The sequence below is a fragment of the Pseudomonas sp. 43A genome (genome assembly GCF_013363935.1).
In the GTDB taxonomy this organism is placed as follows: domain Bacteria; phylum Pseudomonadota; class Gammaproteobacteria; order Pseudomonadales; family Pseudomonadaceae; genus Aquipseudomonas; species Aquipseudomonas crudilactis.
Map to the genome: position 1 here is coordinate 48,159 of NZ_CP054880.1, position 22,346 is coordinate 70,504.

Genomic DNA, 22,346 nt, shown 5'->3' on the forward strand with positions numbered 1-22,346 from the left:
GCTGGTCACTCCTCTGGCGCCACAGCGCTGCGCTCACCCACCCTCGCCGGGATTTTCGAAGCTTTTCCCGCTTCAGACATTCGCGATGCGTATTGCTTGTACGCCGCCACCGCCCGCTCTTTATCGTTCACGGCCCAATAACTGTCAGCGAGATTCAGGTAAGCAACCGTCCTGTCTGGGTGGTTGGCAATCACTGCATTGAGCAACTCAATCGACTCAGCGTAGTAACCCGCCTCGCCGAGCAGAAAACCGAGGTCATTGGACCAGCCGGGACGCTGTGGGTAGTAGTACTTTGCGACGATATAGCTATCCGGGGGACAAGTGTCATGCGAGCCACCGCCCATCAACGCGTAGCTCATCGTATCCTTGAAGGAAGAGTCATCACCCTTTCGGTAGGCTGCCAGCGCCATATTCAGCAAATCAGTCGAATCGACGGTCATCAATTTCTTTCTCACGCCCTCAATACTGCCAGTATGAGCAACCTGCAGCTTCTGCAGCGCCTCACGCCCATCGAAAGAGGCCAGAGTGATTGGGCCCAATGTCTGCACCGGCAACTGCACTACGCTGACAAGCGACCGGTCACAGGAGTCGTTGTTCGCCACTTCCAGCAGAGCTTTCAGCTCAAACTGGTTTGAGCCTCTATTGAAGGCGAACAACAGGTTGAAGTTGTAAACCGCGTTATCTTCTTCGCTAGTTACCAGCGCGATGTAATCCCCTGCTTCAACAAACGGCTGCTTGACCACAGCTTCCTCAGCCTGTGGATCAATGACGGTCATGACGCCAGGGCGACCTTTGAGTACATGGACGCTGAAGACACCCTGAAGAGCGGACGAGTACTGACTCTTGATCAGAGGCAGCGCCTTCGACGTATCGAGCAAGATGTCCTCGTCACGCGCTTGTTCCGGCGCAATCAGCAACCGGTTGGAGGCTTCGTCCGCATCCCCTGCCAGAACAAATACCTTTTGCCGTGATGCATCACCCAGCAAGTTAGCCGGGATTTCCTGGAGGACCTGGGGAGCAGCAAACGTGTATGAAGTGGTTAGCAGCCCAAGGCTCAACACGATAAAGCGGACAAATGTATTCACTGTTTCAGTCCCTGAATTTCAGATCGCTCAACGACGCGTTGCGGAATCTTCTGCGCTTTACCGGCGGCACTCATCGCGACGCGGTACTCGCGGTAATAACGCTGCGCTTCTTCTTGCCGATCAAGTCGCCACAGCGAATCAGCCATGTTCAGCTTCAGCACCGTGCGTTTGCCGACTGCTTCAACGCCTCGATAAAACTTCAACGCCAACTCATCGTTGCCGCCCTCGGCCAAGTAGAAACCGAGGTCGTTGTAAGTCTGAACATTTTGCGCCGGGGGATGACACGCCATGTAGGATTCCGGGCTTAAAAAGCTCAGGCTCCATTCGATGGACTCTGCTCGGGACTGCGCAGGCTGGATACTCGAAGCATTTTTCAGCAGGTCCTTGGGTGACTTAGTCTCCAAGACAGGATTGAGCACCCCGCCCTCATCGGAAACCCATTGCTTGCCTACCCATTTACCCTCACAAAACCGCTCGTAACTCTCAGCAAGCACGCAACCGGTTTCCATCGAGATCACATCGCAATGCCCTTGTGATGTCGCTATTTCCTCACCGTTCTCACCTATGACTACGCCGTACTCCACCGCAGTCGCCAGTAGAACTTTTTTGTCTGGGCTGAGCCATTCGGGGTAAGCCTGGGCAGCAATGCCGGCATGGAACAACGGGATCGTTTTTCCATTCGCAGTGAACCAGGCAGTGGTAGATTCCACGACGGGTGACGTCCATTTTTTAGCCTGGAACGTCACTGTGTTTCCGGCGGCTCCCACTATTGGCGGGTCAACGGCAAAGACATTGGTAGCGCTGAACAAACCGCCGATCATCAACACCCACTTAAGGCTGGCCATAGACGATCCTTTTCACCGCTGGGCTTTCTGACATTAGCTGTCTCTTCGTAACGCCATAGGCCTTGATCAGCTCGTCCCGAGATCCCTTCGAGCCAAACGAGCGCTGGTTATTATCGAAGCTGTATTGCTCCAATCGCCCTGCTGTCGAGTAATACCCATGCCACTCCGCGCAGGCACCACAACCGCCATATCCGCCTATCGAAACAAGACTGCCCTTGGTGCCTTCCACGCAATCCATCGCCACAACAACATTGCTCAACATTTTCGTCTTCGCACCGTCGGAAATGAGTTGTGAAACTTTACTGATATCGCGTCGAAGCACTTTGCTACCGATGTTGATGGTCTGGTCGGAGCAGACCGGGATGACGTGGGTTTGCGCACCATCCACCGTCACCGATCGGCAGGACGACACCAACACCACTTCAACACCGCCGCACTGCATGACATCGCGCTGGGTAAAGGCGTCCGAAGGCGCGGCGAAGGCTGGCAGAGAGAGCAGCAGCGAAAGGCTGCCCGCGAGCCGACGGCTCATCCACTCACTCCTCATCCATCGGCGACGATTCAACGTCGATCATGCTCAGCAGTCGAAATTCATTGTTCACAAACTCGTAGTAACGGTCCCGGTTACCACTTTCCAAAGCATTCCCCTGCGCATCTTCTTCACCGTCGAGCGTGATGCCGGACACGATGATCAAACGACTATCGGGCTGGTAGACCATGCCGAAGGTGCTGCCGTCGTAAGCATTCGGCAGACCGCCAACCACTTCACCGGTCTGAGCGTCCAGCACTTCGCCGCAAATGGCGCTGCCGCCACAACCGAGCCTGTGCAGGATGTAATGGCCGGCGAAGTTGACCTTGCCTTTCAGGGCTTGCACCCGTGCCTGATCCATCGTTGGGCTGCTGTTCTCTTGCGGCACCAGCTTATGGTTGGGGCCGGTGAAAACGGGCGTGACGGTGTAATCCTTGAAGACTGGATCGGCTGCGAATGCCATGGACGCGGCAGCCAATATCAAGCTGCCGAGAAGAACCGAAAATCCTTTCACGCTGTAGCTCCGTCGACGTAATGCATTTTGGGGATGTTCATTCGAAGGCAATGCCGCGCACCGCTTTCTTGATTTGCTCGAACCCTTCGTTGCTGATCGCCAGCGGGGCGGATGAACCTGATTCCGCCGAGCCGATCAGCACGTCTTTGCCCCTCAGCAGGCAAAAAGCGATGCGGGTAATGTGCCGTCGTGATTTGTCGTGGAAACCGAAGATAAAACCCGAAGAATTCTCCCCTCCCCATTGTTCGAAGGTGTAGGTATTCGCACGACCCGCCAGAGAGTTGGGCACCCAGCCCTGATCGGTACGAGTCGCCGGACACCTGCGGTCGTTGTCGTCACGCAGGATTTGCACCGCAAACGCATCGTCTGCTGGGGGTTTCCAGTCGGTGAGAAGCGAAAAGTTCTCCGAGTTTTCACATATCAAACCAAACCACGGCTGGCTCAGGTCACCGTGTTTCTCGAAGTGCCAGTCGGCACCACTAGACGTCTGCGCTTGCCACAAGGTGGGGGCGCTGGACGGTTTGGGCAGTTGTTTGGCTGCGATAAATACCGAATAGAAATCGTCGAACTTCAGCCATTGGTTCTGCAGCAGCGGCATGGAGAACCGACACGAACCCATGTCTACGACTGTCTCGGTCGGGCCTTGCGCAACCGGCGACTGGCCGGGCTCGTTACCGACCAATACAGGACCTGCGGCAGTCACATATTCCACCTGTAAAAACGCGACCAGACCAAAGATCAATTCGCGGAGGTATCGTAGTTTCACTTCGCATCCTTCGAATTAATCAATTCCAACTCACCATCCCGATACAACACCTCACACCCCACCCACGCCGGATCTACCTGCGGCATCACCGCCGACGGCTTGCGCAATTCGCGCAACAACGTCGAGCCATGCGACAAGCGCCCACCCATCCGCGCAATCACCGCCCGCGCTGTTTGATAGTGCGCATGTCGCCCGGGATCAAGGGTGTCTTCGAGCAGGATGTCGGCGCCGAGGATGCCTTGCACCTGCCCCGGATAAATCATGAACCCGGTGGCCTGCTCCGCACCTTCGCGACCGTCCTGCCAGAAGCTGCCATCGCGAGTGCGCACATCCGGATGCGGTGCGAACCAGTGCTCGCGATCCGCCAGCGGCATGGCGTGGTGCAGACGAAAGAAGATGCGCATCAGGTTGTCGCGATACCACTCGCGCACTTGCAGGTAGTAGCCGCGCAGGCCCGGCAGGCCGGTCGAATGCGCGAGGCGGATCAGCCCTGACCATTGCGGGAATGGCTGTAGCGGCAGTTCGCTCGACGCGGGTCGAGGGGTGGCCGGATCAGTTTCCCACGGCAATCGATGCGGACTGTTTTCAAGATTGTCGTAAGCGGTCGGCGGGCGGCCCAGCCAATCACCGCCGCTGCTGGCCAGCGCCGTGGCGATGCACAGATTGCCTTGCACCACGAACACGTAAAACCGGGTGAACCAGTCCGCGAGTTGTTGGCCATCGGCAATTTGGGCGACGAGTTCGGCCAGTTCCCGATCGAAGCGCTGCAAGCCGATTTCAAGATTCAGCAAATGGCTGCGAGCCCTTCGTTGCATACGCAAAAACAGCGGCAACGAACGCAGCATCTTCAGCGGTTGCCACGGCAGATGCGGCGTCGCGCCGCCGACTTCACCGGCGTAGTTAGCGGCGCAGATGCCCCAGTCGGTCAGCCGGGCGAGGAACAAATCATTGTTGATATAGGACGCGCCGCCGAACACGGCGGTGAACGGCTCGTTGTCCTGCAGCACCCTCGCATCCCAACGCGCCATGATTGCCGGGATACTCGCGGCTGCGCGGCGCTGGGCGTATTCCACCAGAACGCTCGGTTGCGGCGGCAGGATCTCGGCGATGTTGGCGGCGGTCAGGTGCCGGCGCCAGCCGTAGTCGCTGATCGGCCGGTATTGCAGCAGCCACAGTTGCGCGCCGTCCCAGGCCCATTCGACGTCGCCGGGCACGTAGTGGAACACGCGCAGCACGTCTTGCAGAAAGTGCCAGAGCAGGTCTTCGGTCAAGCCGTGGGACGGCGTGAACGTGCCGCTGCGCCACGCATCGCCGAGCTGCGAAAGCGTTGCCCGAGAGGGGCTGACATGACCGTCGGCAAGCGATTCGAGATGGCCTTCCACCCATTCAAGTTCTACCGAGAGATGGCGCACGAAAGCGATGCCGGACACTACCGGGGTGATGAAGCGTTGCACCACCACTTCCTCGACGCCTTCGGCCGTGAGTTCGGCGATACGTTTCGGCACATTGGCGGTTGGCTCGCGCAGATAGGTTGTGCTCAAACCGGCGTTGGCCGAGTCGGCCTGATCTTCGCCATAACTGGAGGAGCGCACCGCCCAGGTCACGTCAGGTTGGGCGGCGAGAAACGCAGGCAGACGCGGATCAGCGCAATCGTTGAGCGTCAGTGCCGCCGGCACCGGTTGCCGGGCCAGCTCAGCCAAGCGCAAACGCCCGCCCTTGGTGTGCGCAACAAACCCGCGCTCGCCCGACTCCAGCCACTGCGCGAACTGCGCGGGCGAGTCGATCCACGGGTAATGACCCCAACCGGGTTTGAGGCTGATGGTCAGATCGGCGCGGGCAAGAATCGCCGACCATGCCGCCGCTTGCTCGATGCCGAGTACGGCGTCCTGATCGCCCCAAACCAACTCGACCGGATCGCTGATCCACTCCAGCAGCGGCAACGCGGTGTCGGCGCGAATCAGATCCCAATGCGGCACGAACGCACGGCAGCGCGCATAACCGGCGCCCATGCGCTGGTACTGCGGGGGCGTCCAGGTCTGGGTGGAAAACTTGCGCGCGAACAGCGTGGGTTTGTTCGACAGCAGCCAGTGAATGGTCTTGCGGATTGGCAGTGGTGACATCAGCGCCGGAAGCCGCCGCTGCCACAAAAACGCCCCGACCGGCGCCAGCAAAACACTGCGCGAAAAGTGCCCGGGCCGACGTTGCAACGCATGCAACACCAGCAACGCATTGACCCCGACCGCCATGATCGCGCTGCCCTTTTGCGTCATCGCCAGCAAGGTCTCGGCGTAGGCCGCGAGATCCTCGCAGGGTGGCTGCGGATTGGCGCCGAAGCCCGGCAATTCCAGCGGCACGACTTCGTAGCGCTGAAAGTGCGGCAACGCATCGTCCCACCAATCGGCGGCGCTGCCGTTGCCGGCCAGCAGGTACATCAAGGGCTTGCTCATGAGCGATCCTCAGGTCAGATCGCGCAGAGCGGCGTCGAGGGTTGGATAGCGGAATGTGTAACCTGCCTCGGTCAGCCGTTGTGGCACCACGCGCTGACCGTCAAAGAACAGCTCCGCCATTTCCCCGGCCAGCGCGCGCACTGGCGCAGCAGGAATGTGGAACCACACCGGGCGCTTGAGGACCTTGCCGGCCTGCTCGGCGAACGCGGCCTGAGTGACCGTTTCGGGCGCGACCATGTTGTAAGTGCCGCGCAAACTTTCATCGTCGAAGGCCCGGGCGATTACCTGAAGCACATCGTCGCGATGCACCCAGCTCATGATCTGCCGACCGTCGCCCATGCGACCGCCGAAGCCCATTCGGAACGGCATCAGCAACGGAGTCAGCGCACCGCCCGGGCCGAACACCACACCGAGACGCAGCACCACCTGACGCACGCCGAAGTCGGTGGTCGGTTGCGCGGCGGCCTCCCAACGTGCGCAGAGTTCGGCCATGAAACCGTCGCCCTTGCTGGCGTGTTCGTCGAGGCTTTCGCTGGCATCTCGCACGCCGTAGAAACCGATGGCTGAGGCTTGAATCCAAAGCGCGGGTTTGTGCTTGGTGTTCTTCAGCCAGGTCATCAGCGCTTCGGTGGTGCCGACTCGGCTGGCGAGCAGTTGCGCCTGACGCTTGGGAGTCCAGCGTGGGCCGGCGACAGGGGCGCCGGCGAGATTGGTCACTACGTCGAAGGCTTCGTCGTGGCTGAGTTCGTTGAGTGAATGCATGCAGCGGACGCGGCCGTTGAACAGGTTGGCCGCGTTCAACGGATCGCGTGTCAGGACGCTGACGGAGTGGCCGGCGTCGAGCAGTTGGTTGACCAAGGCCTCACCGATAAAACCGGTGCCGCCAGTGATCAGCACGCGCTTGAAAGCGCCGCCGGCAAACGGGTTGGATTGGCTCGGAGTCTTTACTGAAGGGGATTTTCGGCGGTCATGCCGATACAGCCAGAACAACGGCGGCAACAACACCAGCAATGCAAAGCCGTCGAGCCACAGGTGCGACCAGACCTGCTGTTGCGCTGAAAGCCACATGTCCTGCGGCGCCCATAACAGGATGCCGGCGATCAACCAGCCCCACACTGCCGGGGTTTTCAAGCGATTGCCCAAGTGCACCAGCGCGAGCATGTACAACGAATAGCTTTGCAACGTTGCGCCGAACAGCGCGAGCCACCAGACCTGTTGTTCGTGGCCGGCGACGGGTACTGCGTCGTCGCCCCAGAATGCCAGTTCGAGAACTTGCAGATAGCCGTCGAGTAATCCGGAATGCCCGGCCCAGGTCAGGGTGAGACCGGCGAGAATGTGCACGATTGCGGCGGCGTAAAGCCAGAGCACTAACGCGGGGCGAAGGGAGGTAGAGGGGGCTGGCATTCCGTGTCCTGAGCGCATTCCTTGGGGGTGGGGAGTTTAAAGGAAAATCGCGGTCGTCAGATGCTCAAAAACTAAACGTTTTACCGGACGGATTCAGACTCAACGACTGCGAAAACGCATCAGACATGACCCGGCATTTCAGATGCAGTGACTGGCCTTGATCGGTTCAGCGCCTGACGATCCCAATCGCCCCACGTTGAAGATGCCCAACTGATTGCCTTTGTCAGCCGCCATTTGATAACAGGCTAGCGCCCGCGACATATCCTTCGTTCCAAGCTCGCCACCTTCAAAGGTCGAGGCCAGATAATTCATCGCGTCAGTGGAGCCCATGGAAATAGCACGAACAACCTGCTCTTTCGCCTGCTCGGGATGGAGGCAAGGGCCGCTATAGTCGGTGGAGTTTCCGACACAAAAAAACGTGGCATAGGCCAACGCGCCACTCGGTATTTTCGAGGCTGCTTTGAACAGCGCCTCAACCTTAGTGGTTTCCAACTGAGACGCCATCTGCGAAAGGCTCAGGCTTGCTGCCGAGAGGCTCGCCTGTGCGTCACCCGACTCTGCAGCACACACAAAATTTTCCAGCGACGCTTCAATCAACTCCACCGTCAGCGGGTATTGTTCAAGAAACCCCAGCCCACCCAACGCTTCGGCACGCTGATAACAGAAGTTCTCGGCGCGGCTCATTCCCGGGTTCTCTGTTGCGACAAGATCCTTCTCACTGATCGACCAATCCTCAATCCCCTCAAGCACCCAGCACGCCTGACGAGAGAAGTTGAAGATTTTCACATTGCTGTTACCCGCCCGTTTATCCACAACGTTGACGTGACTGTCATCGACCTCTTCGATCTCGACTCCAGGTGTCTTGCCGGGTGTAATGGCGGCCATCAGCGGGTAGGTGAACGTTGTTCCACTAACACCGGAGGTCGAAGGCTCAAAGGTACTTCGATCCTTTCCTGCTACCGGTTTCAAAACCAGCGACTTGACCGTCATCGCCGTGAGACGGCGCTGTGATTCGCTGTTGGCGGAAAACGCAGTCAGGAAAGGCGCGAACTCCTCCGAGGGGCAAGCGTCGCTGGTGGGAGCCGTCGAAGCGCTCTTATCGGATGCAAGCGCAGGGACAATCTTGTCCAGATACGCCGAGCGCTCGCGACTCATTCTGGCGATGCACGAGTTAACGGCGAACACATGCGCCGGCATCCCCGCCTCGATATCGAACGCCTCCAAGGGGCAGTTCGCATCGCGCAATTTCAACCAAGCACGTTGCGACTCTTTAACCTTCGCCGCGTACTCCGCGCCCAACGCCGGATCTGCTCGATAGTCAGACTCAAGCCGCGACATCAACTGCTTGTAGCTGACATTCAACTGCGTATCGGCAGCCTTCTTCGCCGCCTCCGAGCAGGGCACCATTTCCAGGCTTGAGGTGACATTGCGGCAGTCGTCCTGCGCGTAGGCGGCTGAAGCCGGCAGCAGTACGGCCAGAAGGGTTAAAACAAAACGGTTCACTGTGTTCATCCTTGAGTCATTCAGGTTTTGCGTTTGGTGAATCGGGTGATGCATTGCTTGGGCATGTTCATTTCCCAGTAGGTGCTGAGCAACGCTTTACGCTTTTTGTCGACGCGCAGGTTAACGAAGCCATCGCCGCAGTCCGGCTGCAACTCTTCAAACGTGCCGGATTTGGGGCTGATTTCGTGTCGACACCGTTGACGGGACTCAATGTGGTGGTTTCAGCTAAGGCAGGCATCGTCCAAGTCAGACCGATTAGTGATGCCGCTAAAGGGTTGAACTGAATTTACCCGCCCTACTCCCACCTGCGCCCGGAATCCCAGGAGTGCAAACGGGTCGTTGCAACATCAGGGATAGTCGATGGCGACAAGGCAGGAAATGAACACGCTGGAGAAAGGGGAGGTGCGGACTTAGCCAGAGGCACATCCGTCACCTTTCCCCTTGGAATAAACCAAATTTACTGATCGACAAGTTCGATCAGAGTGAGCTTCTTGCCATCGAACTCGTAGAAGCGCTGCCGGTTACCCTCCTCGAGGTCGTTACCCTCTACATCCACTTCCGGATCGGCCGCTACACCCATAATCTCGAGCAATTTGCTGTCTGGCTTGTAGACGGCCGCGTAGGGTGCGGTACCGTCATTTCCGATGATGTAGTAGGCATTAGGAAAGGACGTAACAACCTGCCCCGTTTTCACGTCAAGAATTTCGCCACAGATAGACCCGCCGCCACAGCCGTTTGCGTAAACAACATAATGGCCTGCAAAATTTACCGGTTGCTTGATGGCTTTTTTACGCCCCTCAGCCCAGCTTTTATTTTCTTCACTGGCAACAGCATCGTGATGTTGGCCCTTAAAAATTTCGTCGACTTTATAGTTTTCGAACCGCGGCACATCGGCCTTGGCGAAACACGAGAAGAGAAAAAGCGCGCCCAGCCAAAACAAGCGGGACGCTGATAACTTACTTGCCATTGTTTTTTGACTCCTCGAGAACACGAACCATGTCAGCCGGCAAAATGTGAGCGGTATTGAGACCGTCGCCCGCATAATACGACTGTCCCTCAAAGCTGGCGACCCTCGCCAGCATCACCGGTTTGCCGTCTTTCATTTCGATGTTTCCGTGCTCATCTTTCTTCGGCACCGGGCTAATGGTCTTACCCTTTCTTACACCTGCCGAGGCGAATTCCAAGGCCCAGGCATAGGCAGCTTTTTCGACGTCGCCATCGCCCTCCAGATACTGGATGAATGCCTTGCGCTTAACTTTTATCAAGTATTCCTCAAAAATCTTATCCTGAGTCTCTTCGTCAAATTTAAGCGTGGAAGCAAGTTCGAGCTTTTTCACAGCACCATTGATCGTATCAGGAACCATTTGATAGCGACCCGCCGCAAAAATATCCCGGTCCTTCTGTTTCTGCTGTAGTTCAGCGATGGTCAACGTAGTCAAATCAGTTTTATAAAACGCTTTCAGTCCACCCTTGGTCCTGTTGTAAGCCGTGTAATCATTATTCGACTCAACGCTCGCGAGCAAATTGGCAAACGCACTGTGCGCCCAACCTTTTCCAGGCACCGCAAACTTCATGAAATTATTGACGAACGCAATCGGGTGAAAATGATAGACCTGTTTCGGAAGAGGCATCTGTAACGCACCCGCCAGCTCATCCCAAAAAACAAGCTTGTCAATCCGCTCTTTTTCATGTTCCAGTAACTTTGGCGACTCAGCGAGCAGTTGATCAAGACGACTCCACTTGGGCTCGGAAGACTTCGCCTGCCACTCGGTGGGGTGGTAAGCAATCAACTTTGTCCATTTATCCCGGAACTCCACATTCTTCAATGCCGAGTTCAAGTCCGCGGAGGTAACTTCACCATCTTTGTCACCCAAAGCGTCGAGTTTCGCATGGAGCTCCTTGAAAAAAGGCGGCATCGAGTCCGGATCAAGAAAACCATCTGAATTCTCATCGCCCTCTTTGACAACTGCATATCCCAACTTTGCCCAATCATGTTGAGATATCAACTGAGCACCTGAAGACGTAAAGGTAACATCTGCCTTTTTGATCAGGCCCGTCAGCTTTTTATCTTTCTCTGTAACGGTCGGCTCATACCACTCAACCCCTTTTGAGTCTTTGAACACAGAAACCGATCCCATAGGAACTATATGTTTGGACTCAAGGGTCGCGGGCTGTCCCGTGGACGCCTTACTGGCAAGTACCGTGCCCGCCGGCAGATTCAGGTAACTCATGCCAATTTTCAGGGCTGCTTCATTCTGCAAGAATTTATCGAGACCCGTATCACTGGTGAATATCTCAATATGAGCGTGATATTTGCTAGAGATTGAACCCTCAACTTTCCCGAGGTTCTCCTGCAAGCCTAAAAACCCTATTGGATGGCCTGCTTTTATCGCTGCTTCGCAAGCAATTACCTTATCGAATTCGGCAGGTGTGACTTCGGCCCACGTTACCATCCGAGCGTTACCGATATCTTCGACGCTCGCCCAGAATGTTGACGGAGCCGTCCCTGCGCCTCTCAAACCGCCAGACAGGCAGGTGCACTCAGCCATCCGAACCAGAGAACTTCCAACCTTCAGATTAAATACTTTGGTACCGTCGAATTTAATTTCACTGTTCAAACAGAGGGCCATTTCTCCCAGCGGTTCACCAGCACTTTCACCGTTAGCAACAGCTTTGGGCGCTGCGAACAACGGCAATCCGTTCGGGGCGCTGACACGAGCCTTAACCAGCCCTTTCCAATAGCCTGGCCGGGTTCGTTCCGGCGGTAATATTGCGCTCCAGATCGCGGTGTCTTTTTTATTCTTGACTGCTACACCGTCTTTCTTATAAGCAAACCAAGATTCTTCCCCTAACTTCCTGTTAGGCACCTTGCCACTTAACAACTTACCTCGGGCATAAGTGATACCGTTGCTGGCAAGCTTTTCTTCTAGAACTTCAAAGACAGAGCCCGCAGAAATCAGCCCATACTTCACGCATTCCGGACCTTCCTCAGAATCACTGCGGGCAGTAAAATCTCCCACCGTGAACTTTATCTTCGGCTTACCCAACTCCTCCTCTGTAGGCAAATAGCCTTTATAGGGCATCAAGTGCATATAAAGACTGAAAAATACCAGCTTATTTTGTTTCTCTTTGTTCGGGCCTTCTTCCGGGTTAGCGGGCGACTTGTAGTCATGCCGAACCAGGCAGAAAGAATTAGAGTATTTAAGCTTGGCCGGTTTATCTCCAGCGTACTCCGACTGTAAATAATCTTCGTTGAGGCGATAGGCTACAACCACACCATCCGCCATGCATCGTACGGGCTCGTCTTTCACACAGTAGGATGCACTGGCATTGCTAATATGAATGCCACCGTGCCAAAAGTTATAGCTACCCAAAAGGTATTGACCTGAGGTCTCATTTTCGATGGCGGTATACAGTTCATTGGCACTGTCGAACTGTTTCCCATCAGCCTTTCTTATGGGGAATTGAAAGTTTAGAACAGGCTCCGGTCCAGCAGGCGTCGGTGCAGGAGCGGGGGCAGGGGTAGGTTGTTCCGCTGCGCCGGTTCTATACTCTTCTTTAGCCCTGAGAAACTTTGTAGGAATCGGCCAGTAGAAGGCCGGATCTTTAGTGCCAAAATAAGTAAATGATGGCCCTTTCCTCGTCTGCGCGCCGAAGAACTTGCCTGCAGTACCGGTGGGATTAACGTCAACAACAATACCGGTATGAAATAACTTATCCCCACCACCCAGCGGATCTTCATTAATCCAAAGAGCGATATCACCTTTCTTGACGTCGGGTGGCACCACGGTTGTGTAGTAAGTGGAATCCACCATTACACGGGTATCTTGATACGGGATTTTGTAGCCAGCCCCCGTCAGCAACAAATTAACCATGTGCGAGCAGTCGATTAATTTATTACCGGCCGCATTTGTTTTTATGCCATCGCCACCCATCTTGTACACGTAGCCACGGTTTTCGTAATTACCCGTTAAATCTAATGGTTCTGTCATTTCTGCATCCTGCAAATCAATAGCAATGGCTGGTTTCTGTGGCGTCAGCGGTTTGCGATTTCAATCTGGTTAAATTACTCAGGGCGATGGCATTTCCTTTACTGGCGGCCAAGCGATAGCAATCCAGTGCTCTGGAGGCATCCTTGGTTACCAATCTTCCGGTCTCGAACGTATCACCCAGTTTATTTTGAGCATCGGAAGAGCCCATCGATGCGGCGCGAATCAATTCCCTTTCTGCTTCTTCAGGATGCTGACAAGGGCCCTCGGGGTCTGTGTCATTGCCATAGCAATAGAATGTGGACAATGCAGAAGCTCCGCTTGCCAGAGTAGTAGCGGCGGCCTTGAACAGGGCTTCGACCTTCTCTGTTTCCAATTGAGAAGCCATTCCGGAAAGACTCAGACTGGCAGCACTGAGACTTGCCTGAGGATCGCCGGAAGCTGCTGCACACAGGTAGTTTTCCAATGCTGCTTCAAAGAGTTCTCCGGTCAGGGAGTATTTGTCCAGGCCACCAAGGCGCCCGTAAGTTCGCGCACGCTGATAGCAAAAGTTCTCGGCGGTACTCAGGGTCGGCGTGGTCGCTTCAACAAGGTCTTTATCATTGATCGACCAGTTCTCGACGCCCTCGAGTACCCAGCATGCCTGACGAGAAAAATTGAAAATCTTGATGTTGCTGTTACCCGCTCGCTTGTCCACAACGTTGACGTGACTGTCGTCGATTGTTTCGACTTCAACCCCGTCTGTCTTGTCTGTGGCTAAAGGTGCCATCAGCGGAAACACCAATGTGGAACTGTTGATCTCCGTCGTTTGCGGCTCAAGAGTCCGCCCCTCTCCTTCGGGTTTCAACACCAGCGACTTCACCGTCATCGCAGTCAACCGCTGCTGAGTTTCAGCATTCGCAGAAAACGCCGGAAGGAACTGAGAAAAATCCTCGGACGGACATTCATCCGCATAAGCGTTGCCATGAAACAGGCTCAACAACGACGCGGTGAAAACCGCCATCGCGATGCCATTGCTCTTCTTCAAAACACCATTCATGTCGATCACTCAGAAAACACAAAAAAAGCCTTCGGCTTAACCTTCTCAGGCACCGCATTCCCCAACGCCTGATCCATCAAACTCCCCGCCTTATCCTTATCCGCCGCCCCCGGCAGCACCGGCGGTTTAATCCCGATCCCCGTGCCTGAGCCAGCCGAGCCACCCGCATTGATCTTGATCACCGGCCCAACCACCGTCACACCACCGCCATCGAGCTTAATAAAACTCCCACCCCCAAGAATGGTCAGCTCCGTCCCCGCCTCAATAACAATCTTGTCCCCAGCCTTGAGATGAATCTCTTTCCCCACACTGGTCAGCTGCGCCGTGCCGAGTTTGACGTGTTGGTTCTGTCCAATCGTCAGGTGATCATCCAGCTTCGCTTCAATCTTGCGATCGGAAATCGTGGTGCGGTGTTCTTCAGCCTTGAGCTCGGTGTAAGTGTTCTTAACCACCGTATCGTGACGTTCATTCCCGACCCGAATCTTCTGGTCATGCTCAACGTTCTCATCCCAGTCGCGCTGCGCATGAATGTAGATCTGCTCCGCACCTTTCTTGTCTTCGATGCGCAGTTCGTTGTACCCACCGCCACCCGGTGAGCTGAGGGTTTTGAACACGCTGCGCGTCTTGTTCGCCGGTAAGGCGTACGGCACAGGGTTTTCCTTGTGGTACAGGCAGCCGGTGACGAGGGGCTGGTCGGGGTCGCCTTCGAGGAAGGTGACGAGGACTTCCATGCCGATGCGCGGGATGCTGATGGCGCCGTAGCGGTCGCCGGCCCAGGAGCTGGAGACGCGCAGCCAGCAGCTGGTTTTGTCGTCGGCGAGGCCTTCGCGGTCCCAGTGGAACTGGACTTTGATGCGGCCGTATTGGTCGCAGTGGATTTCTTCGCCTTTGGGGCCGGTGACCATGGCGGTCTGGCTGCCGAGCACGCGCGGTTTCGGGTGTTCGAGGGCCGGGCGGTAGAACACGTCCCACGGGGTGGCGAGGAAGGTGTTGCGGTAGCCTTGGTGGAAGTCGTCCTTGTTGTCGGTGGTGTCGCTGGTCACGCCTTCTTCGAGGACTTGCGGCTGTTTGCCTTCATGGAAAATTTCGGTGAGCAGCCACAGGTCGTTCCACTCGCTGCGCGGGTGGTCGGACATGGCCATGAAGTGGCCGCTGACCAGTTTGGTCTGGTCGCCGCGACCTTCGGCCTGGCGGTAGTCGGCGCGGTGGCGTTCGAGGGCGCGCTGGCTGAGGAACTTGCCACGGGCGCGATCGATGAAGCGGCCGGGGTAGTCGTAGTCTTCGAGATCTGGCTCGGTGCTCTCGCCTTCGGGTTTGTAGGCGGCTTCCATTTGCAGGCGCGGTTTTTCGAAGTCGTAGTCGCGGCGCGTGGTGCGGCTGGTGCGGGTTTCCAGGCGCAGTTTGAAGCCTTTGATTACCGGTTCTTCGGCGACCATGCCGCTGCCTTGCACGTACGCAGTTGGCTGGCCGAGATCGGGGAACACGGTCTGGTCGTCGCCGAACACCAGCAGGTGGCCTTTGTCGCTGTGCTGGAAGTGGTAGTGAATGCCTTCCTCTTCGCACAGGCGCTGGACGAAATGCAGGTCGGTTTCGTCGTACTGCACGCAGTAGTCGCGATCCGGGCACGGCTGGCTGAGCTGGAAGCTGTAGGCGTTGCCCTTGATGCCGTGCTCTTCGAGGATCAGCGCGATGATTTTCGGCGCTGACATCTGCTGGTAGATGCGCTGGTTGGTGCGGTGATGCAGGTATTGCAGTTGCGGCACCATCGACACTTTGTAGCGGGTCAGGCGCTTGCCGGCATCGCCTTGGGCAACACGGTAGATCTGGCCGTGGATGCCCGAGCCTTGTGGATCGAACGCGAGAAACGCTTGCTTGTGCAGCAGTTGTTCGAGGTCCAGATCCGGGTTTTCGCTGACCAATTCCAAGTCGAAACGATACGGCTGGCTGATACCTTCGGTGCCGGTGAACGACAGCACTTGCAGGTCGCCGACGTAGTCTTCCACTTTGAGGCTGAAGTGGGTTTCGTTAGCTGGGTTGAACATAAAGTGCTCCCTGTTCGAATGTCATCCGTTAGGCCCGAAGTCGCAACCGTTGCAGCCAGGACGAAGTGGCGCCCAAGGCGTCACGCAATTGTTGAGCAGTGATGGTGCGTTCTGCCGGGTCGAAGCTCAGCGCGGTTCGCAGCGCTGGCCAGCCGTGTTTCGGTAAATTTGCCGGTGCTTGCAGTTCGCGCTCCAGGTGCTCGTCGCGGGCCTGGGTCGAGGGCAAGCGGCGGAACGGGTGTTTACCGCCCGCCAGTTCATAGATCACACAAGCCACGCCGTACACGTCCGCGCTGGCCGACAACGGTTGGCCCTCAAGCAGTTCGGGGGCGGCGTAGCCCGGGGTCCAGGCGTTGAAGCGTTCGCGGCTCAGGTGCGGCAGGCCGGGCATCACGCCCTCCTCTGCCTGACCGAGGCCGAAGTCAAAGAGGCGCAAGCCGTCTTCGCTGAGCATGACGTTGCTCGGTTTCATGTCACCGTGCAGCACGCCGCGACCGTGGGCGTAGGCCAGCGTGTCGAGCAGCGGCAGGACGATGTCGCGCAGTTCTTGCCACGGCAGGCCGAGGGGCCGCTCGCAGAGCAATTTGTCCAGGGTCAGGCCACGCATGTATTCCATGGTGATGAAGGCCCGCTGGCAGTCGGTGTCGACTTCAAAAGTGTGTGCACGCACAACGTTGTCGTGGCGCAGGCGTCGGGTCAGGGCGAACTCGCTGTAGAGCAAGGCACTGGCATCCGGCGATTCGGCAAATTCTTCGCTGAGGATTTTCAGCGCAATGTAAGGGTCGGGATCACCGAACTGTTCGTGCAGCAGATCCCGCGCCCGGTAAACGGCGCCCATGCCACCGGCCCCGAGCAGACGCTCGAGGTGGTAGCGACCGGCGAGTACGTCCGGCAGTGCACCGATGCTGGCTTTGGTCGGCGCCAGCAACGGTTCTGCTTTGTTTTCCTTGGCGAAGGCGAAGTAGGTCAGGTTGTTGGCCTGCTCTTCGCTCATCAGCAAGTCATCGACTGAGGATTCGATTTCAGTCATTGGCGGATCACCACGGCTGTCAGGTTGTCGCGCGCGGCGCCACGCAGGGCACCGTCGAACAAACGTTCCAGCGCCACGTGCGGCGCGCTGAGGCTGAGGGCGTTGCCGAGGGCATCGCTGCTCAGGCCCTGATACAAACCATCGCTGCAGAGCAAAAACGCATCGCCCGGATAAACCTCGAGTTCGAGGACATCCAGGGTCAGTTGTTCAGCGGCGCCGACGGCTCGGGTCAAGGCCTGAGCCGCCGGGTGCGCCGCCGCTTGTTCGACGCTCATTTGTTGCTCGTCGATCAATTGCTGTTGCAGCGAATGGTCCTTGGACAGCTGATACAAACGCTGCCCGCGCCACATGTAGCAACGGCTATCGCCGGCCCAGATGCAGGCCGCGCGATTGCCTTCCACCAACAGCGCGACGACGGTGCTGCCCATGATGCTGTCGTGACGCCCGGCAGTGACCGTTAACTCCTGCCCCAAACGCCGGTTCAACCAGTGCAGGCACTGGCGGATGGCTTTGAGGCGTTCGTCGAAGTCCTCGTGTTGCGGCAGTTCAGCCAGGCTGGCGACGATCAACTGGCTGGCGATGTCGCCACCCTGATGACCGCCCATGCCGTCCGCGACCACCCACAGCCCCTGCTGTGGCGAGTCGAGGAAGGCATCTTCGTTGCGCGCCCGCACCTTGCCCGGGTCGGTCCGCGCCGCGCTGCGCCAGGCACTGGCCACCAGCATCAGAGCTGCACCGGCATACGGAAGGTGCGCAGTACGCCCATGTCGAACGGGTTCGGCGTGCGCTGACTGGTCAGCAGGTAGTTGGCGCGCAGGCCACCCACATCAGCTTTCAGCACCAGCACATCGCGACCGGTCAGATACTCGGTCTGCATCAGGTCGAACAGACGGAACAGCGACCATGGGCCGGAGTTCTTCTCGATGCCGATCGGACGACCCGCCATCTTGTCCATGACCAGACTGGTACGACCATCTTCAGCATCGGTCGGCCACTTGAACGACATTGGCAGGATCGGACCGTGACGGTATTCCATGGTCTTGTCGCCGAACTTGAACTCGGAACGGCTGACCGCCGGATCGAGGGTGTACGGCTCCAGTTTGAACTGCACGGTCGGCTCGGCCGGGTTGATCGAGAAGAAGCTCTGACGAATCGTCAGCGCTGCGGCCATTTGGTCCAGGTACATCTTCGATACCGGCAGGCTGTGACCATCGACGCTGCGCATGCGGTAGTTGCCCGGATCGCCGCTGACGAACGGACGCAGGTAGCTGTCGAAGAAGCGGTCGACGGTGCCTTGCGCGCGGAAGAACTCGCGGAAGTCGCTGATCGCCACGTCGCTGGTGCTGCTGGCGCTGAACGGATAACGCTTGCTGATGGTTTTGCCATACACGCTGTACAGCTCGTTCTGATAGCGGCCGTTCAGGTACTGGTAAGCATCGTTGAGCACCAGACGCCACGAGTCTTCGGCCAGCACGTTGAACCACACGCTGAGCGGACGCGGCAGACGGCTGGACGCATTGCGCAGGTTGGTCAGCGCATCACGCTGGCCGCTCATGCGGGTTTTCGCCATTTCGAACGCGGCTTGTTCCGGCGTGCTGGAACGGGCCAGACCGGCCAGTTGCAGTTGCAGGTCGTTGAGCGCGCTCAGTGCAGGCGTCAGGTCCGCCGCCGGGCCGTTGTTGTCATCGAGCAAACGATGCAGCGGTTCGAAGCGGCGTTGCAGCGACTTCTTCGCGGTATCCGGCAGGTTCTTCGCCACGTTCATCGCCGAAGCTTTGTCCGCGACAGCCGAGGCCAGTTTGCCGACTTTACCCAGTTTGCCTTTTTGCCCGGCCAACGCATCGGCCGCATCACCGGCTTCATCCACCGGGTCAGCAGCGGCCTGGAAGCGGGTGTTCTCGCGCACTTCGGTCAACAGTGCCAGCACCGGCGAATTCGCCGAAGTCAGGCCCGCCAGTTGCTCGGCGCCTTCACCGGCGTCGCTGATCGGCGGCAGTGCCACCTGGCCAACGGCTTCGCTCCAGTAATTGGCGTAGTCGCGGAAGTACAGTTGCTCCAGCTCGACCATCAGGCGACGCAAGTCCATGTCGCTGATGCCCGCACCTTCGCCCAACACCCAGTTGTCACGCAGGATGTCGGTGACCAGCGCCGAACCCTGTACCGAGAAGTACTGCTGATAACCGGTTTGCGTGTAGAAGCCCGGGATCACGTATTCGGTGCCGATAAACAGCGAGCCTTGTGGGCCGAGGTGTTGGCTGAAACGGTAGTCCGGCAGGTTGCGCGCCTGCTCGCGGAGCATGCGGTAAACCACCGTGGCCAGCGATTCGCTGCGCAAGACCTGACGCGCCTGGGTCACCAACTGATCGTTCAGCGGGTAGATAAACGGCTGCTTCAGCAGACGTTCCAGATGCGCACTCAAACCGTTCTGCACCGCGGTGTTGCCGGTGTAGCGCGTCGACCAGTCAGTGGCGACCCAGTCCTTGAGCCATGCGGCATCGCGACGGTCCTTCATGTTCAACATCAGGTACGCGCGCAGGCTGTTGAGCAGGCGGTCGCGGTCCTTCATGTTGGCGCGGATCTGCCCTTCGAGCATGGTTGCAACCCGTGGCAGCAGTTGCTTTTCAAGCTCGCGCTCGTAAGCCTCTTTGACCACTGGATTGACGTCTTCACCCTGATACAGACCACCACGTTCGTGGTACGAAACGTCGCCCTTCTTCGGGAACACCTGGGTTGCGGCGTAGCTGCTGTCGAGGGTTTTCAGTACGCCCATGGCGTCATCACGCGGCGACAATGCCGTGCGTTGCTGCGTCCAGTTCTGCGCCAGATTGCGCAGGTTTTCCAGGCGCTCGTAGTTGGCTGAGAAACCGCCCGCCCAGAGCATGCCGAACAGTGCCAGTGCCGCCAGTGCGCCGACGTACAACGCACGTTGGCCCCAATGAATGCGGCTACGTTCGCGCTTGTCCAGACCGGCCAAGTCGGATTCCGGGAAAATCACCTGGCTGAACAAATGATGGATGAACCGCGAGCGACCGCTGCGCAGGGTCGGCAGCACGCCGGCGCTCATGCCGAGGCTGGCGCCGATGCCGGCGGTGGTCGCATCCATCTCTTGGGTCAGGTGCGGCGCGCTGGTCAGGTAGAAACCACGCAGCTGCGTGGCACGCTGATAACGGTTGCCGGTGAACGCCATGTCGACGAACAGGCACAGGCGCTCGCCGATCTGCCCCAGTTGATGCGGGAAGTCGAGGATGCGGCCACGGCGCTGAGTGTCGCGCTCGGAGTGCATGCGCATGATCACTTGGCTGTTGAGACGACGCAGCAGTTCTTCGAACTCGTTGCGCAGCACAGCGACATCGGTGCCGACCTGATCCTTGCGGAAACTGGTGCCGAGCACTTGATCGCTTTCTTCGCGAGTCAGTTGATCGAAGAACTCGTCGAAGCCGAGCAGCTTGTCAGCCTTGCTCAGGACCAGATAGACCGGCACGTCGACGTGCAGTTTCTGATGCACGTCTTGCAGACGGCCGCGAATCTGGCGCGCGAGGGTGTCGATGTCCTGCTCACTGCCACCGAGCAGGGTTTCCACCGGAATGGTCACCAGCACGCCGTTCAACGGACGACCGCGACGACGCTTGCGCAGCAGTTCCAGCAACGTCGTCCAGGCGCCGCCGTCGACTTCCACATCCGGTTGCGTGGTGTAACGCCCGGCGGTGTCGATCAGCACACCGTGGTCGGCGAAGTACCAGTCGCAATGACGGGTGCCGAGGGTGTCGCGGGTCAGCTTGCGGTCGATCTTGTTGATCGGGAATTCCAGACCGGAAAAGTCCAGCAGACTGGTTTTGCCCGAGGCCTGCGGACCGATCAGCAGGTACCACGGCAAGTCACTGCGCCAGCGTTCGCTGCGGCCGCGATACAGACTCGACGTCTTCAGGGTTTTCAGCGCGTCTTTGAAGCGCGCCTTCAACTCCTTCTGTTCTTCGTCGATCAGCTCTTCGCGGCGGATACGATCCTGACCGTCCTCGCTTTCTTCCTCGGCTTTCTTGCGAATACCGCTGCGCCAGCTGACGAAGACCATGGTCAGGCCCCAGATCAGGAACAGCACAGCGATGGTCAGCAAGCGAGAGGTCGAGCTCTCCCAGAACTTGTAGTCATCAACCGCCAACAACGGGCCGACGAACCACACCAGCAGCGCCACGAACAGCACCAGCAGCAAGGTCCAGACCCAGGTCTGGCGCAGGAAGGCGCCGACTTTCTTGAAAAACTTTTTCATCACACGTCCCTGTTTACGGCTGCGACTGCGGTTGCACCGCGGCCGGATCAAGCGGCTGATAAGGTTGCAGAACGGTGTCGCGCTGCTCGCCCAAGACCCAGGCGAAGCCCGAATACATCACCACCAGACAGACGAAAGTGAACAACACCACCATCCACGCCGGCACGATGCGCACCAGGTTGCGGCGCTGATCGTTCAAGCCTTCCCAGTGTGGCGACAACTCGCGCGGCACGTCGCCACGCAACTGACGGATCTGCCGGTAAAGGGCGTCACGGATGCCTTCGAGTTCGAGCATGCCGCGTGCCTGTACGCGGTACTTGCCCTCGAAACCGAGGGACAGGCACAGGTACATCAGCTCGAGCATCGGCAGGTGCTTGACCGGGTTCTTCGACAACCGATCGAGCAACTGGAAGAACTTCTCGCCACCGAAGGTTTCGTTGTGGAAGCTGCTCAGCAGGCTCATCTGCGACCACTCGCTTTCGTTGCCCCACGGTGTGGTCACGACTGCTTCGTCGACAACGGTGCAGAGCACGTAACGCGCGGCCATCACCTGGCTGCTTTCGGCGCCATTGTGCAGGGCGCGTACTTCAAACAGTTTCAGGCCCGCAGTCAGACGCTCGTTGAGTGCGTACAAGTCTTCGCGGGTTTCGCTGTGCTTGAGGCGCACCACTTCCGAAAGCAACTCGGACGAAGCGGCGACCAGCGAATTGAGGCTGATGTTGAACGCTTCTGCCGGGCGCAGGCGCGCGGCGTAGATCATGCGTTCTTCCAGTTGCTCGAAACGCGGCGGCGCGGCGAAGTCGGTCAGCGGACTCGATGCCGGTCCGTGGCCTTGACGATCGAGCAGGACGGTTTTGTCGTCCTGGTTGTAATCCGTTTCCTTGATCAT

General features: G+C 57.9%; 17 protein-coding genes. 1 reads left to right on the forward strand and 16 read right to left on the reverse strand.

All coding sequences use genetic code 11. The features are described 5' to 3' along the window. Positions 1 to 5 precede the first annotated feature (5 nt). From HUW52_RS00245 to HUW52_RS00280, 8 genes are all read right to left on the reverse strand, one after another. Entirely contained in the window at positions 6 to 1,085 is a 1,080-nt protein-coding gene (locus HUW52_RS00245; protein WP_175552675.1) for a M48 family metallopeptidase, read from the reverse strand. After that, positions 1,082 to 1,930: a type IV pilus biogenesis/stability protein PilW gene (locus HUW52_RS00250; protein WP_175552676.1), complete on the reverse strand. Its 849-nt coding sequence runs from the start codon at positions 1,928 to 1,930 to the stop codon at positions 1,082 to 1,084. Before HUW52_RS00250 ends, HUW52_RS00245 begins: the two co-directional genes overlap by 4 nt. Further along, the gene (locus HUW52_RS00255) at positions 1,917 to 2,462 is read right to left on the reverse strand and encodes a hypothetical protein (protein ID WP_123417719.1); all 546 of its coding nucleotides are present in this window, start codon (positions 2,460 to 2,462) and stop codon (positions 1,917 to 1,919) included. The genes HUW52_RS00250 and HUW52_RS00255 overlap by 14 nt, the downstream gene beginning before the upstream one ends. A gap of 4 nt (positions 2,463 to 2,466) precedes the next feature. Next, positions 2,467 to 2,922 carry a hypothetical protein gene (locus HUW52_RS00260; RefSeq protein ID WP_175552677.1) on the reverse strand — a complete coding sequence of 152 codons (456 nt, stop codon included), beginning with the start codon at positions 2,920 to 2,922 and terminating at the stop codon, positions 2,467 to 2,469. 88 nt (positions 2,923 to 3,010) lie between these two features. Beyond that, positions 3,011 to 3,739 carry a hypothetical protein gene (locus HUW52_RS00265; RefSeq protein WP_175552678.1) on the reverse strand — a complete coding sequence of 243 codons (729 nt, stop codon included), beginning with the start codon at positions 3,737 to 3,739 and terminating at the stop codon, positions 3,011 to 3,013. Next, on the reverse strand, positions 3,736 to 6,186 hold the full coding sequence (locus tag HUW52_RS00270) for an alpha/beta fold hydrolase (RefSeq protein WP_175552679.1): 2,451 nt from the start codon (positions 6,184 to 6,186) through the stop codon (positions 3,736 to 3,738). Before HUW52_RS00270 ends, HUW52_RS00265 begins: the two co-directional genes overlap by 4 nt. A gap of 9 nt (positions 6,187 to 6,195) precedes the next feature. Beyond that, a complete protein-coding gene (locus tag HUW52_RS00275; RefSeq protein WP_175552680.1) occupies positions 6,196 to 7,590 on the reverse strand; it encodes a TIGR01777 family oxidoreductase in 1,395 nt (464 codons plus the stop codon). 138 nt (positions 7,591 to 7,728) lie between these two features. Then, a complete protein-coding gene (locus HUW52_RS00280; protein WP_175552681.1) occupies positions 7,729 to 9,093 on the reverse strand; it encodes a lysozyme inhibitor LprI family protein in 1,365 nt (454 codons plus the stop codon). Between the two features lie 11 nt (positions 9,094 to 9,104). On the opposite strand from HUW52_RS00280, the gene HUW52_RS00285 reads away from it, so the two are divergent. Further along, positions 9,105 to 9,377, forward strand: coding sequence for a hypothetical protein (locus tag HUW52_RS00285; protein WP_175552682.1), 273 nt, complete (start codon positions 9,105 to 9,107; stop codon positions 9,375 to 9,377). A gap of 173 nt (positions 9,378 to 9,550) precedes the next feature. Here the strand turns inward: HUW52_RS00285 and HUW52_RS00290 are convergent, their stop codons facing one another. The 8 genes from HUW52_RS00290 to icmH are packed head-to-tail and all read right to left on the reverse strand — an operon-like array spanning position 9,551 to position 22,346. Further along, positions 9,551 to 10,060, reverse strand: a complete 510-nt coding sequence (locus tag HUW52_RS00290) for a hypothetical protein (RefSeq protein ID WP_175552683.1) — start codon at positions 10,058 to 10,060, stop codon at positions 9,551 to 9,553. Then, positions 10,050 to 13,085 carry a hypothetical protein gene (locus HUW52_RS00295; RefSeq protein ID WP_175552684.1) on the reverse strand — a complete coding sequence of 1,012 codons (3,036 nt, stop codon included), beginning with the start codon at positions 13,083 to 13,085 and terminating at the stop codon, positions 10,050 to 10,052. The genes HUW52_RS00290 and HUW52_RS00295 overlap by 11 nt, the downstream gene beginning before the upstream one ends. Positions 13,086 to 13,101: 16 nt before the next feature. Next, on the reverse strand, positions 13,102 to 14,121 hold the full coding sequence (locus HUW52_RS00300; protein ID WP_175552685.1) for a tetratricopeptide repeat protein: 1,020 nt from the start codon (positions 14,119 to 14,121) through the stop codon (positions 13,102 to 13,104). Positions 14,122 to 14,126: 5 nt separating this feature from the next. After that, positions 14,127 to 16,163 carry a type VI secretion system tip protein VgrG gene (locus HUW52_RS00305; protein WP_175552686.1) on the reverse strand — a complete coding sequence of 679 codons (2,037 nt, stop codon included), beginning with the start codon at positions 16,161 to 16,163 and terminating at the stop codon, positions 14,127 to 14,129. Positions 16,164 to 16,191: 28 nt separating this feature from the next. Further along, positions 16,192 to 17,193, reverse strand: a complete 1,002-nt coding sequence (locus tag HUW52_RS00310; protein ID WP_034152081.1) for a serine/threonine-protein kinase — start codon at positions 17,191 to 17,193, stop codon at positions 16,192 to 16,194. Next, on the reverse strand, positions 17,190 to 17,918 hold the full coding sequence (locus tag HUW52_RS00315) for a PP2C family serine/threonine-protein phosphatase (RefSeq protein ID WP_038359322.1): 729 nt from the start codon (positions 17,916 to 17,918) through the stop codon (positions 17,190 to 17,192). The genes HUW52_RS00310 and HUW52_RS00315 overlap by 4 nt, the downstream gene beginning before the upstream one ends. Next, positions 17,918 to 21,457, reverse strand: a complete 3,540-nt coding sequence (gene tssM, locus HUW52_RS00320) for a type VI secretion system membrane subunit TssM (protein ID WP_175552687.1) — start codon at positions 21,455 to 21,457, stop codon at positions 17,918 to 17,920. Before tssM ends, HUW52_RS00315 begins: the two co-directional genes overlap by 1 nt. A 13-nt stretch (positions 21,458 to 21,470) precedes the next feature. Next, entirely contained in the window at positions 21,471 to 22,346 is an 876-nt protein-coding gene (gene icmH / locus HUW52_RS00325) for a type IVB secretion system protein IcmH/DotU (RefSeq protein ID WP_016985783.1), read from the reverse strand.

What these genes read in the sequence shown, in the direction of transcription:
- HUW52_RS00305 (WP_175552686.1), bottom strand. Translation starts at nt 16,163, where the DNA reads ATGTTCAACCCAGCTAACGAAACCCACTTCAGCCTCAAAGTGGAAGAC.
- HUW52_RS00260 (WP_175552677.1), bottom strand. Translation starts at nt 2,922, where the DNA reads ATGGCATTCGCAGCCGATCCAGTCTTCAAGGATTACACCGTCACGCCC.
- HUW52_RS00310 (WP_034152081.1), bottom strand. Translation starts at nt 17,193, where the DNA reads ATGACTGAAATCGAATCCTCAGTCGATGACTTGCTGATGAGCGAAGAG.
- HUW52_RS00275 (WP_175552680.1), bottom strand. Translation starts at nt 7,590, where the DNA reads ATGCCAGCCCCCTCTACCTCCCTTCGCCCCGCGTTAGTGCTCTGGCTT.
- HUW52_RS00290 (WP_175552683.1), bottom strand. Translation starts at nt 10,060, where the DNA reads ATGGCAAGTAAGTTATCAGCGTCCCGCTTGTTTTGGCTGGGCGCGCTT.
- tssM (WP_175552687.1), bottom strand. Translation starts at nt 21,457, where the DNA reads ATGAAAAAGTTTTTCAAGAAAGTCGGCGCCTTCCTGCGCCAGACCTGG.
- HUW52_RS00300 (WP_175552685.1), bottom strand. Translation starts at nt 14,121, where the DNA reads ATGAATGGTGTTTTGAAGAAGAGCAATGGCATCGCGATGGCGGTTTTC.
- HUW52_RS00255 (WP_123417719.1), bottom strand. Translation starts at nt 2,462, where the DNA reads ATGAGCCGTCGGCTCGCGGGCAGCCTTTCGCTGCTGCTCTCTCTGCCA.
- HUW52_RS00315 (WP_038359322.1), bottom strand. Translation starts at nt 17,918, where the DNA reads ATGCTGGTGGCCAGTGCCTGGCGCAGCGCGGCGCGGACCGACCCGGGC.
- HUW52_RS00295 (WP_175552684.1), bottom strand. Translation starts at nt 13,085, where the DNA reads ATGACAGAACCATTAGATTTAACGGGTAATTACGAAAACCGTGGCTAC.
- icmH (WP_016985783.1), bottom strand. Translation starts at nt 22,346, where the DNA reads ATGATCAAGGAAACGGATTACAACCAGGACGACAAAACCGTCCTGCTC.
- HUW52_RS00250 (WP_175552676.1), bottom strand. Translation starts at nt 1,930, where the DNA reads ATGGCCAGCCTTAAGTGGGTGTTGATGATCGGCGGTTTGTTCAGCGCT.
- HUW52_RS00270 (WP_175552679.1), bottom strand. Translation starts at nt 6,186, where the DNA reads ATGAGCAAGCCCTTGATGTACCTGCTGGCCGGCAACGGCAGCGCCGCC.